General features: G+C 35.1%; 17 protein-coding genes. 8 read left to right on the top strand and 9 right to left on the bottom strand.

What is annotated here, in order from left to right; all coding sequences use genetic code 11:
* Positions 1–5: 5 nt before the first annotated feature.
* The gene (gene clpP / locus PHV37_05110; protein ID MDD3237459.1) at positions 6–602 is read right to left on the bottom strand and encodes an ATP-dependent Clp endopeptidase proteolytic subunit ClpP; all 597 of its coding nucleotides are present in this window, start codon (positions 600–602) and stop codon (positions 6–8) included.
* Positions 603–638: 36 nt separating this feature from the next.
* The gene (gene tig, locus PHV37_05105; GenBank protein ID MDD3237458.1) at positions 639–1,946 is read right to left on the bottom strand and encodes a trigger factor; all 1,308 of its coding nucleotides are present in this window, start codon (positions 1,944–1,946) and stop codon (positions 639–641) included.
* 163 nt (positions 1,947–2,109) lie between these two features.
* On the opposite strand from tig, the gene PHV37_05100 reads away from it, so the two are divergent.
* Together PHV37_05100 and PHV37_05095 are read left to right on the top strand one after the other, a co-directional pair.
* Positions 2,110–2,559: a POTRA domain-containing protein gene (locus PHV37_05100; protein MDD3237457.1), complete on the top strand. Its 450-nt coding sequence runs from the start codon at positions 2,110–2,112 to the stop codon at positions 2,557–2,559.
* Between the two features lie 85 nt (positions 2,560–2,644).
* Complete coding sequence (locus PHV37_05095; GenBank protein MDD3237456.1) at positions 2,645–3,139, top strand: hypothetical protein; 495 nt, start codon at positions 2,645–2,647, stop codon at positions 3,137–3,139.
* 1 nt (position 3,140) lies between these two features.
* Here the strand turns inward: PHV37_05095 and PHV37_05090 are convergent, their stop codons facing one another.
* The 4 genes from PHV37_05090 to PHV37_05075 are packed head-to-tail and all read right to left on the bottom strand — an operon-like array spanning position 3,141 to position 5,732.
* Complete coding sequence (locus PHV37_05090; GenBank protein MDD3237455.1) at positions 3,141–3,701, bottom strand: 2-oxoacid:acceptor oxidoreductase family protein; 561 nt, start codon at positions 3,699–3,701, stop codon at positions 3,141–3,143.
* Between the two features lies 1 nt (position 3,702).
* On the bottom strand, positions 3,703–4,455 hold the full coding sequence (locus PHV37_05085; protein ID MDD3237454.1) for a thiamine pyrophosphate-dependent enzyme: 753 nt from the start codon (positions 4,453–4,455) through the stop codon (positions 3,703–3,705).
* Positions 4,455–5,525 (bottom strand): 3-methyl-2-oxobutanoate dehydrogenase subunit VorB, encoded by a 1,071-nt coding sequence (gene vorB / locus PHV37_05080; GenBank protein MDD3237453.1) that lies wholly within the window; start codon positions 5,523–5,525, stop codon positions 4,455–4,457. The genes PHV37_05085 and vorB overlap by 1 nt, the downstream gene beginning before the upstream one ends.
* Positions 5,526–5,732 (bottom strand): 4Fe-4S binding protein, encoded by a 207-nt coding sequence (locus PHV37_05075; protein ID MDD3237452.1) that lies wholly within the window; start codon positions 5,730–5,732, stop codon positions 5,526–5,528.
* Between the two features lie 126 nt (positions 5,733–5,858).
* Between PHV37_05075 and PHV37_05070 the strand changes: the two genes are divergently transcribed.
* From PHV37_05070 to obgE, 4 genes are all read left to right on the top strand, one after another.
* Positions 5,859–6,380, top strand: a complete 522-nt coding sequence (locus PHV37_05070; GenBank protein ID MDD3237451.1) for a GNAT family N-acetyltransferase — start codon at positions 5,859–5,861, stop codon at positions 6,378–6,380.
* 82 nt (positions 6,381–6,462) lie between these two features.
* A complete protein-coding gene (locus tag PHV37_05065; GenBank protein MDD3237450.1) occupies positions 6,463–7,401 on the top strand; it encodes a 3'-5' exonuclease in 939 nt (312 codons plus the stop codon).
* A 118-nt stretch (positions 7,402–7,519) separates the two neighbouring features.
* Positions 7,520–9,349 (top strand): AMP-binding protein, encoded by a 1,830-nt coding sequence (locus PHV37_05060; protein ID MDD3237449.1) that lies wholly within the window; start codon positions 7,520–7,522, stop codon positions 9,347–9,349.
* A 114-nt stretch (positions 9,350–9,463) separates the two neighbouring features.
* Positions 9,464–10,729, top strand: coding sequence for a GTPase ObgE (gene obgE, locus PHV37_05055; GenBank protein ID MDD3237448.1), 1,266 nt, complete (start codon positions 9,464–9,466; stop codon positions 10,727–10,729).
* 28 nt (positions 10,730–10,757) lie between these two features.
* Here the strand turns inward: obgE and PHV37_05050 are convergent, their stop codons facing one another.
* Positions 10,758–10,997, bottom strand: coding sequence for a helix-turn-helix transcriptional regulator (locus PHV37_05050; GenBank protein ID MDD3237447.1), 240 nt, complete (start codon positions 10,995–10,997; stop codon positions 10,758–10,760).
* A gap of 66 nt (positions 10,998–11,063) precedes the next feature.
* Between PHV37_05050 and PHV37_05045 the strand changes: the two genes are divergently transcribed.
* Positions 11,064–11,366 carry a hypothetical protein gene (locus tag PHV37_05045; GenBank protein ID MDD3237446.1) on the top strand — a complete coding sequence of 101 codons (303 nt, stop codon included), beginning with the start codon at positions 11,064–11,066 and terminating at the stop codon, positions 11,364–11,366.
* On the opposite strand, the gene mazG is transcribed toward PHV37_05045, so the two are convergent.
* Positions 11,358–12,131, bottom strand: coding sequence for a nucleoside triphosphate pyrophosphohydrolase (gene mazG / locus PHV37_05040; protein MDD3237445.1), 774 nt, complete (start codon positions 12,129–12,131; stop codon positions 11,358–11,360). The two genes, PHV37_05045 and mazG, sit on opposite strands and share 9 nt — an antisense overlap.
* Positions 12,132–12,998: an ATP phosphoribosyltransferase gene (hisG, locus tag PHV37_05035; GenBank protein MDD3237444.1), complete on the bottom strand. Its 867-nt coding sequence runs from the start codon at positions 12,996–12,998 to the stop codon at positions 12,132–12,134.
* 195 nt (positions 12,999–13,193) lie between these two features.
* On the opposite strand from hisG, the gene PHV37_05030 reads away from it, so the two are divergent.
* Positions 13,194–13,499 (top strand): hypothetical protein, encoded by a 306-nt coding sequence (locus PHV37_05030; GenBank protein ID MDD3237443.1) that lies wholly within the window; start codon positions 13,194–13,196, stop codon positions 13,497–13,499.
* Positions 13,500–13,517 lie beyond the last annotated feature (18 nt).

The raw sequence follows: 13,517 nt of genomic DNA, 5'->3' as shown, positions 1-13,517 counted from the left end.
TAGTTTTAGTCGTTTCTATTTTTTTCAATACTGATAACTTTATCAATCATACCATATTCAAGAGCTTCCTCAGGAGTCATGATATAATCTCTGTCTGTATCTTTTTCAATTTTTTTCAATGATTGTCCTGTATTTTTAGCCAAGATTTCATTCAATGATTTTTTAATTCTTACAATTTCTGCAGCTTGAATTTCAATATCAGTTGCTTGACCTTGAGCACCACCTAAAGGTTGGTGAATCAATACTCTTGAATGAGGTAAAGCCATACGTTTACCTTTTGTTCCTGCTGCAAGCAAGAAAGCACCCATTGATGCTGCTTGACCTAAACAGATTGTTGAAACATCTGCTCTTATGTGTTGCATAGTATCAAAGATTGCAAAACCCGCTGTAACACTACCTCCGGGGGAGTTAATATACAACATAATGTCTTTTTCAGGATTTTCACTATCTAATAGCAACAATTGAGCAACTATTAAATTTGCTACCATATCATCAACAGGGGTTCCCAAGAATATAATTCTTTCTCTCAATAATCTTGAAAAGATGTCAAATGATCTTTCGCCACGGCTTGATTGTTCAATAACAACAGGTACAAAGCTCATATTTTTTTACCTTTCTTATATAAGTATACTTATCTTTTATTTTTTGTCAGTAGTATTATACTTCACTTTTGCGTTATCAATCAAAAATTGAGTAACTTTTTGGCTCAAAATTTGTTGTGATAATGAATTTATCAAGTTTTGATTTTTTTGAAGTTCTTTTACGATATTCATTTTATCTGTTTGATAAATTTTTGCAATTTCTTCTACTTTTCTTTCTAAATCCATCGGTTCAACCATTATTTTTTCTTCTTGAGCAATTTTTGCAATAATTAAAGAACTTTTTATTCTGGTTTTAGCTTCAGTACTTAGCTCTTCCCAAACTTTTTCATGCCCTTCTTTTTCAAGCATTTCATCCCAATTTCCGCCTTGCATAGCAACTCTTTGTTGGAATTCACCCATTAAAGCACGAGCTTCACGTTTTATCATAGATTCTTGAATATTTACATCAACATCGCCTGTGATTTTTTCAAATAGTTTTGTAGAAATTCTTTTGTCATTTTCCATTTTTGCTGTGTTATCCAAATATTTTTGGATATCGGCTTTTAGTTCATCTACATTTTTGAAATTACCGACTTTTTTAGCAAATTCATCATTAATTTCAGGAGCGACTTTTTCTTTAATTTCATTTAATTTGATAGCAAATTTTGCATCTTTGCCTTTAATTGTTTCATCATGGTAGTTATCTGGGAATTTCACATCAATAGTAAATTCAGAACCTACTTCTTTATCAACAAGTTGTTCAGCAAAGCCCGGTATAAATGTGCTGTTACCCAAATCAAGAGTATAGCCTTTTGCAGCTCCGCCTTTGATTTTTTCGCCGTCAACTTCACCATCAAAATCAATATTTACAATATCTGTAGCATTTGATTTTCTGCCCTCAACTGTTTTAAATTCTGCATATTTATCTGCTAAAACAGCCAATTCTTTATCTAAGGAATCATCATCATTTTTAAATTCTTCAATTTCGATTTCAACTCCTTTATAGTCACAAAGATTGACTTCAGGTCTTAATTCTAATTTAGCAACAACTGTCAAAGCTTTATCATCAGCAAATGCAAATTCTTCAACAGACGGTTCTGTTACGATATCCAATTTATTTTCATATATAGCTTTTGCAAATATATTTGGCAAAATGTTTTCTAAAACTTCACGTTGAATTGCGTCCACGCCAATATGTTTTTCCAAAACAGGTTTTGGAGCTTTCCCAGGTCTAAATCCCGGTATATTTACTCTTTCTGATAATTTTTTACATGCCTTGTCATATTCTTTTGACGCTGTTTTCGCATCTACTGCAATGTTTAATTTGACTTCATTGTTGTCAAGTTTTTCAATTTCTATACTCATTAGTTCACCTTTTCACATAGTTACTGTAATTATAGTAACTATTATAAAACAAAAATGTAATAATACGAAACATTTTACAAAAAATACTAGATACGGTCGAGTTTGACTGCACAAAGCACCTATAAACATGGTATAATATTAAAAACATTCAAAAGGATATTTTATGAAAAATTTATTTGTTCTTATTTTTGCTTTAACTATCGCAACACCTGCATTTGCATACATAAATATGGGCTCATACGACGCAGGTGCTATTAACAGCATGTACATGCAAGATATAAGAAACTTTGCCAGACAAAAAGAAATACCCAAAATTCTTCAAGACAACAAAGAACAACAAGGTTTTGTACTTGAAAGAGTCAATTTTGTAAATAACCATGCCTTCACTTTCTCTGAACTTGAACAGGTTTTTGAAAAAAAATTAGGCACAACCGTTACCCCCGTCGACATAAATACAATGCGTCGCGAGCTTATGCAGTTTTACCAAAAGAACGGTTATCCCTCTGTATTAGTGAATATAGACTCCCAAGACCCTGATGGCGGCATTGTAACTTACTCCATCAACGAAGGTAATAAAAACTCTGTGCAAATTGAAATTGAACCTCTAAGATAAATCTGTATATCCTTTCTGAAAGCTTCCAAGAGGTTATAATTATTTATTTCCGCTTGTAATATCTAAATATTACAGGTGATTTAGTGTGAAAAAATTAGTTGCATATATATTTATTGTTTGTCTTTTTACATCGACTGCCATCGCTGGAGAAATGCAAGAATATATCCCCCAAGAGCAAGCCACTGAAGCAATAAATCTGGCTCCTGAACAAATTAAAGCTTTATGCACAATGGAAAAAAGACTTTGGGGTAAAGCAAAAGACTCCAATGATTTTTTAAGCCGAATTGAAATTTTAGAACATACCCTCGGTATTAATTCACCCAAAAACACCGCCTCTCAAAGAATAGAAGCCCTTAAACTTGCAAGTTCAAGAAATGCTATCTCAGGAAGTTCTATACCCGTCATGACAAGCAGATACTTTAGGCAACGGGATATCCAGACTTTCGCCCTGAATAAATCTGATGACGTCGGCTTAATCGATGGTCTATTGAGAGCATGGCGTCCTGATTTATACAACCAACTCAAAGAATACCGCCGCCAAAGAGACGAGGTAGACCCTGAATGGTATGAATATAATTAAACTATTTTGCTAAAGCTGTCGCTTTAGATTTTATAAACTCGTAGCCGGATTGCAATGCTTTTAGATTTTTATCAATTAATTGAGATTTTTTATTCTTTAAAACATTTGTAATCACGTTTTTTACATTGTCTAATTTAAAATTTGGCAAAGTTGCAAAAAATGCACCGATAGCCGCCACGTTTGTAGTTCTTATTTCGCCTACCTTATTCGCAATTTCAGTCAATGGTATAAATTTGTAATTAATATCTTTTCTTCTTGGCTTTGCATCTACCAATGAAGAATTTACAAGCATTGTACCACCGGTTTTAACCTGCGATTCAAACCTTTCAAATGAAGGTAAATTCAAAGCTATGACATTTTCAGGAACTTCTATATACGCAGATGCAACTTCATCATCAGAAAACGAAACCGTACAGTTTACCGTACCACCACGCATTTCTGCACCATAAGCAGGTAACCAACTAATATTTAATCCTTCAAGCATTAATGCTTTCGCTATAATTTGTCCTGCCAGCAAGACTCCTTGACCGCCGAAACCGGCTATGACCAAACTTGAATCCATTTTAAACTCCCTCTGATATATCTTTATAAACACCAGGCACAAAGACTTCACTCATTTCGCCACGAACTCTTTCGTGAGCCTCTTGAGGAGTCATTTTCCAATTGGTTGGACAACTTGCCAATACTTCTACAAAACCAAATCCTAAGCCTTTAACTTGTGCCTCAAAAGCTTTTTTAATAGCTTTTTTTGTTTCATTGATAGCTTTTGGATTATCAACACTGACTCTTGCCACATAAGCGGCTCCTTCAGCTTGAGATATAACTTCTGACACTCTAACAGGATAACCTGAAATCTCAACTTTTCTTCCCTTCGGAGTTGTTGTTGTGACCTGCCCTAACAAAGTTGTAGGACCTGCTTGTCCTCCAGTCATGCCGTAAGTTGTATTATTAATACATATTGAACTTACTTTTTCGTTACGAGAAGCTGTGTGCACAGACTCACCCATTCCGATTGAAGCAAAGTCGCCATCACCTTGATATGTAAATACAAATTTATCAGGTTTTGAGCGTTTAACCCCTGTTGCAACTGCGGTTGCTCTACCATGAGGAGCTTCAACTATATCAAGGTTCAAATAATCATCTAAGAATACCGAACACCCGACTGAAGCAACTGCAATAGTATTTTCTCTGACTCCTAGTTCGTCCAAAACTTCTGCAACCAGTTTTAAGACGACACCATGGTCGCAACCCGGGCAAAAACTGAATTTAAAATCATCTCTTATTGATTTAGGTTTTTCAAAAACTAATTGTTCCATTATTTTGCACTCATTTCTGTATAAGCATCTTCTATTTGAGCATATATTTCTTCGACTGTCATCATTTTGCCGGCAGCTCTACCGTAGAATTTTACAGGAGTAGCCGTCTCGACAGAAGCTCTGACGTCTTGAACCATTTGTCCCATATTGAGTTCAACATCTAATATCATATCGACTTTAGATGCCAATTTTGCAATCTCTTTTTGTGGGAACGGATTTAACATAATCGGTCTGAAAAGTCCGACTTTCATTCCATTTTCTCTTGCTTTTCGTATTGCGGATTTTGTAATTCTTGCAATACTTCCAAAAGCAGTAACTGCAAGCTTCGCATCATCAAGTTTATATTCTTCAAACATATTTTCTTCTTGTGCGATTTGTTCATATTTTCTGAATAGTTTTTCAACTCGTCTTTCAAGCACAACAGGATCTCGCTCAATAGTGCGAATACATCTGGGCTCTCTATCTTTCGCACCGTCTAATGCCCAAGAAGATTGATCGATTTCAGGATAAGGATATTCTCCGAAAACAGCAGGCTCCATCATCTGCCCAATCATTCCATCAGCTAACAAGCATACAGGCGTTCTGTATTTTTGAGAAACATAAAAACATTTATAAGTTAAATCGATACTTTCTTGAACGTTTGAAGGAGCAAAAACGATAAGTTTGTAATCGCCGTTGCCACCACCTTTGGTAGCTTGAAAATAATCACCTTGGGACGGATGAATATAACCGAGCCCCGGACCGCCTCTCATAACGCTCATCAAGACGCAAGGCACTTCGTCACCACACAAAAAAGATAAACCTTCTTGCATAAGTCCGATTGCACAAGATGAAGATGAGGTCATAGCTTTTATACCTGTCGAACCTGCACCTATCAACATATTTATAGCAGCCACTTCACTTTCTGCCGATACAAAAGCTCTGCCCATTTCAGGCATTTTTCCACTCAAGTATTCCCCGACCTCTGTTTGCGGCGTAATCGGATAACCGAAATAAGCTTGACAACCGGCATTGAGAGCCGCTTGAGCCATCGCATAATTACCCTTTAAAAGTTCTTTTTCTTTAATCATTTATCTATAGACCTTTTCAATAGCTAAATCAGGACAGGTCTTGGCACACACGGCACAACCGATACATCCTTTTTCTTCGTTAAACGTTATCGGATAACACCCTTTCATATTTAATGAAGTGTCTTTCTCAATACATTTTTTAGGGCACACATCAAGGCATAAATAGCACGCTTTGCATCTTTCCCTGTTTACAATAATTCTACCCATAACGGATTTCCTAGCACAATATTCTATATCAACAATATTATACTCCAAACAAATAAATAAAAGTCCATATTTACAAATCTTCTTATTTCGTGAACAATAACACATGTAAGCCGTTAATCGTGACAAATGACAAGAAAGGCAACAATGACTACCACTTTGACCTACACAGAAGCTATTGAGCAAAGCCAATATATAGAAATAGCTAATATCAGCAAAAAAATATGGAACAAACATTACTCAAAAATCCTGACACAAGCCCAAATTGACTACATGTTGGCAAAATTTCAATCAGAAGACGCCATTAAAGACCAAATAAAAAATGAAGATTATTCATATTTTATAATATCTGAAAACAACAAAACTATCGGCTACTTCGCATACAAACCGGACAAGAAAAGCCTTTTTATCTCTAAAATATACCTCCTTGATGAATTTCAACACAAAGGTATTGGTGCAAAAACTATCGCTTTTCTCAAAAGAAAAGCTGTTTCGCTGGGGCTAAAAACCTTATTCTTAACAGTAAATAAACATAATATTAATTCCATAAACGCTTACAAAAAATATGGGTTCATAATAGAAAACTCAATAATTACGCCCATCGGCAACAATTTTGTCATGGATGACTTTGTCATGGTTTTAAATTTTTAATTAACAAAATTTATACCAGTATTACTTTTTTGTGACTTTTATTATTTTATGCTAAAATTTAATCGGAGAGGGGTATTTGTCAATGCCAAGAAAGAAAATTATTGAAATTGTACTGGATGTTGAAACTACAGGACTGGATTATACCAGAGAAAAAATGGTTGAATTTGCTGCCGTTAGGCTTGAAAACGGCAAAATTAAAGATGAATTTCAAACACTCATCAATCCTGAACAACATATAAGGAAATCAAGCATTGCCATTCACGGTATTACAGAAGACATGGTTAAAGACGCCCCTACGGAAGCTGAAATTATGCCGAAAATTATGGAATTTATCGGTGAGTACCCTATAGTTGCCCACAACGCAATTTTCGACTGGAGCTATATCAACGAAGCCTGCCTTCGTCAATTCGGAAAAGGTATCCAAAATCAACGCATTGACAGCCAAATGATGTTTAAAGAAATCTATCCCGACCTCGAATCTTGCGGACTTGAAGCACTTATGAAAAAATTCGATGTCAAATACGATACAAGACATAGAGCAATGGCTGATACCGTAGGACTTGCAATGGCATACCCTAAGCTTAAAAAACTCTATGAAAAAAAATACGCTTGGCAACTTCAGCAAATCGACAACGTCGAATATCTCTTTGAGAGATATTTGAGAATTCAAGGTGCCGTACAAACACTTCAAGCTGAAATGCAAGATTTGAAATCTATCTTCAAGCTATATTTTGAAGAAGGCGGTGAACCTATCACCTCTACTTCAGGCGAAACTCTTGTCTACCAACTAAAACACGGTTTCGGATATGATTTTATGGAAATTAAAGATGTTTTAGACGAAATCGGTGCTCTAAACAAAGCCGTTAAACTAAATCATGGCTTTATCGACAGACTCGCATCAGGTTTGAGCCTAAAAGAAGAAATAAAAGAAAAAATCAAAAACGCAAGACACGAACTCTCTGAAACAAGAAATATTCAAGTCTTAAAACCTGACAGAAGAGCAGACTCTAATCATAACTAGCTTTTTAAGCTTATTTTTGCCTGCGAAATTTAACATTAGTTTACAAAAAATAAACGATTTTAGCAACTTTGTGTGTTTATACCCTTTTTAGCAATCAGTGAGAATAGGAGTTAGAAAATTGAAATTTATCCACGAAATTTTCAAAACAAATGCAAAAAAATACGGTAGCTGCATCGCCGTAGAAGATTCATATTCAGGTTACACTGCAACATACCGCCAATTATATAACGACATTATGAAAGCCGCTTCCGGACTTCAAGCATTAAATATCGAAAAAGGTATCCATATCGCTCAATTCAGCGAAAATTCTTCCAAGTGGCTTGTTGTAGACCAAGGAATTTTTAACAACGCAGCAATTAATATCTTGCGAGGCTCTTTGGCTCCAATTGCAGAACTTGAATACATATACAATCACTCTGATAGCCAAGCCCTCGTCACTGATAGCTTGAAAGTCATTGACGGATTGAGCCATTTGCTCGACTCTGCCAGATTTGTCATCTATATCGGTAATGAAAAAATTCAAAAAAATTATAATTTTAAAATTGAAACCTTTGATTCCCTTTTGGCTTTGGGCGAAAACAAAGAGTTCCAACCGGTCGAAATTAAAGGCGAAGATGTAGCTTCTTTAATCTACACCTCAGGCACAACTGGGAACCCAAAAGGTGCTATGCTTACTCAATATAATCTTGCCTCACAAATTGAAGGTTGCAATGCAGCTCTTGACCTTAAAGAAACAAAAACTCTAACCGCTGTCCTTCCGATTTGGCACGCCTACGAAAGAACTTGCGAATATTACATCTTCTCAATAGGTTCTCATGTTTGCTATACAAACGTCAAAAATTTCAAAAAAGATTTAAAACGCTACAGACCTCACTACCTCATTGCGGTTCCCAGACTTTACGAGGCTGTTTATGACGGAATTCAATCAGAATTAAGGAAAAAACCTCAATTTGCTCAAAATATTATTAATGCAATAATTTCCGCCTCAAGCAAACGGGAAATCGCAAGAAGAATACTTGAAGGAACTTGCATTTATAACCAAAATCCTACATTTATTCAAAAATTGTGTAGTCAAATTATATCTTTATCACTATCACCAATCGATGCTCTCGGCAAATTTGTTATTTACAAAAAATTTAAAGAAGCTATGGGTGGTCGTTGCGTTACCGGCATCGCCGGCGGCGGAGCTATGGCAAAACATATAGAAGACTTCTTCAAAGCAGTCGGAATTCAAGTTTGTGTAGGCTACGGTTTGACTGAAACTTCACCGGTTTTATCCGTCAGAAGACAAAGTAATTGCAAAGCATATTCATCCGGACCTGCTTTCAAAGATACTCAATTTATGATTGTTGACACAGAAACTATGAAACCTCTAAATAAAGGCGAAAAAGGTTTAGTTTTGGTCAAAGGTCCTCAAATAATGAAAGGCTACTACAAAAACCCTGAAGCTACAGCTAAAGTAAAATTGGCAAACGGCTACTTAAACACAGGAGATATCGGATGGCTTACAGAAGATAACTACCTAGTTTTAACAGGAAGAGCTAAAGATATCATCGTCCTTTCTAACGGCGAAAACATTGAACCTGAAGCAATTGAACAAAGCTGCATGACCAGCCCCTTTGTTAAACAAGTCGTTATCGCCGGGCAAGATAAAAATGCCCTAAGTGCCCTCATTGTACCTAACATGGAAGCAATCAACGAAATAGCTCAAAAAAGACATATCACCAATCCTTTGAATAATTCACAACTTAAAAATGAAATATTAAAAGAGTTAAGAACAAAAGTCCAAAACAGAGAAACTTTCAGAAGCCACGAAAGACTTGCCAATTTCGATTTCGTTGAGGAAGAATTTACTCCCCAAAACGGCATGATGACTATGACTGCAAAAATTAAAAAGAATGTCGTCTACGAAAAATATAAAGAAAAAATTGATGCAATGTATAAATAGTTTACACAGGCGTTACGCCATCTTATGTTTAGTTTATAATATTTTTAAGTCAGAAGATTTCGTTTCAGGACGAAATCTTCTTCTTTAAATACAAAATAACAAAAAGGATTTTAAATGTTTTTAGATAAAGCTAAAATTAAGTTACTATCAGGTACAGGCGGAAATGGTATGGTCGCTTGGAGAAGAGAAAAATTTGTCGACAAAGGCGGACCGGCAGGTGGTGACGGTGGTCGTGGCGGAGATATCTATCTTGTCGCAGACGAAAGCATGACTACGCTTATGGATTTTAAATTCAAATCAATATTTAAAGCAGACGACGGCGAAAACGGCAGAGGAAAAAGCCAAATAGGTCGTGGCGGTAAAGACCTCTATGTAAAAGTACCGATTGGAACCATTGTTAAAGATTTAGAAACAGGCAAAATCATTGCTGACTTTACAACTCCTGAACAAACTATACTTATAGCTAAAGGTGGTCGTGGCGGTCGTGGAAATATTCGTTTTGCAACATCTCAAAAAAGAGCTCCACAATTCTGCGAACCGGGTGAACCAGGAGTCGAAAGAAGCATTGAACTTGAATTGAAACTTATCGCAGATGTCGGTTTATTAGGTATGCCTAACGCCGGCAAGTCAACTATCATAAGCGTAATTAGTTCTGCTAAACCTAAAATCGCAGATTACCCTTTTACAACACTCGTTCCTCATCTTGGGGTTGTAAAAAAGCCTGATGGCGATGGATTTGTTGTCGCTGATATCCCCGGACTCATTGAGGGTGCATCTGACGGGATAGGTTTGGGGCATGAATTTCTACGCCACGTAGAAAGATGCAGATTCCTTATTCACGTCGTCGACTTGACTCAAGATAACCCTATCGAAAATTTCAACACCATAAATAATGAACTTGCAAAACACGGCACCAGATTGTCTGAAGTATATCAAGTTGTTGCTTTAAATAAAATTGACTCCATAGATGAAGAAACTGCTCAAAAATACTTGAAAAAATTCAAAGAATTAGCTAACGATGTATTCTTGATTTCTGCAGCCACAAACCAAAACATAAAACCTTTCCTTGATTTTGTTATTCAGAAAGTTGACGAAATACCCAAACCCGAAAGCGAAGTTGAAGTGGAAGAAGATACTGGTGCTTTTGATAACGATGACAGTGCTTATAGCATCTATAAAGTTGATAAAAACTCTTTCGTAGTAGATGGAGGAAAACTTCTTCGACTTGCTAACGTTACCGACACTAGAAATACTGACCAATTATATAGATTTCGGAATATCTTAAACGCCATGGGCGTCTACGAAGCACTAAAAAATGCCGGTGTCAAAGACGGTGACAACGTAAAAATAGGACATATTGAATTTAACTATTTGGAATAAAAACGGTTTTAAAAAACTAAACTTCACACTAAAAATTAACTAAATCTTTCAAATCTATTTTAAGGGCTTTTGATATATCCAACAAGGTATTTAATGAAGGTCGCGAGTAGGCTACTTCTATTTTTCCCACAAAATTAATGCCTTTATTTATCCTATCTGCGAGTTCTTGTTGTGTAATATCGAGTTCTAAGCGTCGTTCTTTTATCCTTCTACCCAATTTTACATAAAACTGTTCATGCATATTTTCAGCATAAACGTAAACTTTCATTAAATATACGTTCTAACTATACGTACGTAGGGTATAATATAAAAACAATAGAAGTTGAATGAAAATATGAAATCAAAGTTAATAATAGATATCAATTGGATTTTAAATATACAAAATATATTATCTCAAGATATTCCATTTCCACCGCTCAAAGATGAAACATTATCTTTTTTAAAAAGCACATTTAGCCATTTTGAGATAATTTTATTTACTGAACTGAATTGCGAAATTGTAAAAATATGGCTTTGCCAAAATAATATAGATAAATATATTTCAAGAATAATCAAAATTACTACAAACGAAGTTTATTCGCAAAACGAAAAAGCTATTGAATATTGCACTCCTGATTTTTTACAAAAATTAATCTGAGTCTTTTAAACATTGCTTTTTAGCTTTTTTCCAAAGACAATCCCATTCTTCAAAAGAATTATCGGATAAATTTTTATCACACAATACTTCCATTGTTTTAAATCGTTTGATAAATTTTTTATTAGCTTTTAATAAAGCTTGTTCAGCGTCAATTTTGTTCCAACGTGCAAGATTAACTATTGCAAATAATAAATCGCCTAGTTCTTCTTCTTTGTGTTCTTTAGTTTGGGCTTCTTGAAACTCTTGCAACTCTGAATGAACGCAATCTAGCAACTGCTGCTCATTTTGCCATTCAAAGCCGACGGTTACAGCCTTTTTACTGATTTTTTGAGCACTCATTAAAGCCGCTTGCGACTTAGAAACGCCATCCATTAAGGAGGTTCTATGCGGTTTTTCTTGTTTTTTCAATTTTTCCCAATTATCAAGGATTTCTTGTGTATTTTTAACTTTCACATCTCCGAATACATGTGGGTGTCGGTGTATCAGCTTGGTCTTAATGTTATCTGCGACATCTTCGATATTAAATTCATTATCTTCTTTTGCAATTTGAGAATGCAAAATAACCTGCAGCAAAACATCACCGAGTTCTTCTTGCAAGTGTTTGGAATCATTGTTATCAATGGCATCTACAGCTTCGTAGGCTTCTTCAAGCATATTGCGTTTCAACGAAGAATGAGTTTGCTCTCTATCCCAAGCACAACCATTCTCTGAGCGAAGCGTTTCTATTACTTTAATCAATTCTTCTAAATTCGGATAATTACTCATTTATTTCACCATTTGATCCACTGTCATTATCAAAATACCTTGACCGCCAATAGCCTTAAGGTGTTCAATACTATCATATACTTTTTCTTTATCAACAACAACATGAACTACAGCCATATCTTCATTTCCTAAAAGAGTTGTTACAGTGGGAGCTGAAAGCCCTGGTAAAAATTCTTTCAACTTTCCTAAAGAGGCTTTTGGAATATTTACCATCAAATATTTTTTTTCTTTGGCGTTAATCACAGATTCCATGGCTCTTAACAAGCTCTTTGTCATTTGGCTTTGTTCTTGAGTTAAATTTTTTCTTGCAATAACAATAGCGGTTGATTCAAGGATTTTATCAATAATTTTCAATCTATTAGACTTCAAAGTTGACCCTGAAGACGTAATATCAACAACAACATCAGACAATCCCAAACGAGGAGTAATTTCTGTTGCACCGGAAACTTCAATAATTTTTGGTTTTTTACCCTTTGACTCTAAATAATCTCGTGCAATATTAGGGAAAGATGTTGCAACTTTGATATTTTCAGGCAAACTTTCAGTATCATTGTACCCGTCTTCTTCCTTTACAGCTACAACCATTTCACAATAACCGAAATCCAAGTCCATAATTTTGTCTACATCTGCCTTTAGTTCAGTTACAATATCAAAGCCGGTAAATCCTAAATCTGCTACATTATCCTCTACAAATCTCGGAATATCTTGCGTTCTTACAAAAATAATAGAATATTTGCCGTCTTTAGTTGTTACTTGAAGCGTTCTATCACCTTTTGTCGGAAAATTCAATCCTGAACAATTCAACAAATCATATATTTTTTCTGACAATCTTCCTTTATTAGGAATAGCAATTCTTAAAACTTCCATATTTTCCCTTTTTCTTTTATCTCATGCTCTTATTCTACCACAACTAACAAAAAGCCAGAAGAGTAGTTGCCATAACAAAAAAATATGCTATAATGAACGATGAAATTTAAGCATAAACTCCAATTAATATAACTATTTTACTCAATATTGAGAACACGAGGCATACTTACTACTTAATAAAAGAAAAGGGGTAATATGAAAATTAACGCAGTTGACCAAAACAATGTCTTTGGTCCGTTTCAACCTAACAGAAATGAAAATAATAAACATTTTCAATCAACACCTATAGCTTCACAACATATTGAAAGTGACTCTTTCATAAGTGAAAAAAAAGCTCAAACAGCTAAAAATATAGTTGTTATTGGTAGTATTGCAGCTTTGGTTACTGCCGGTCTTATGATTTTAAAAGGCAAACCTGATAAACTTGCAAAACAAGCTGATGATGTAATGTCTTCTTTTAGCAAATCTGCAGATGATATAGTTGAAGACATAATGGTTTAAAAGAAAAAGACCTTTCAA

This window comes from Candidatus Gastranaerophilales bacterium, assembly GCA_028693235.1.
In the GTDB taxonomy this organism is placed as follows: domain Bacteria; phylum Cyanobacteriota; class Vampirovibrionia; order Gastranaerophilales; family Gastranaerophilaceae; genus JAQUVW01.
The sequence above is the reverse complement of the archived record's forward strand: the minus strand, read 5'-3'. Positions and strand labels throughout refer to the sequence as shown.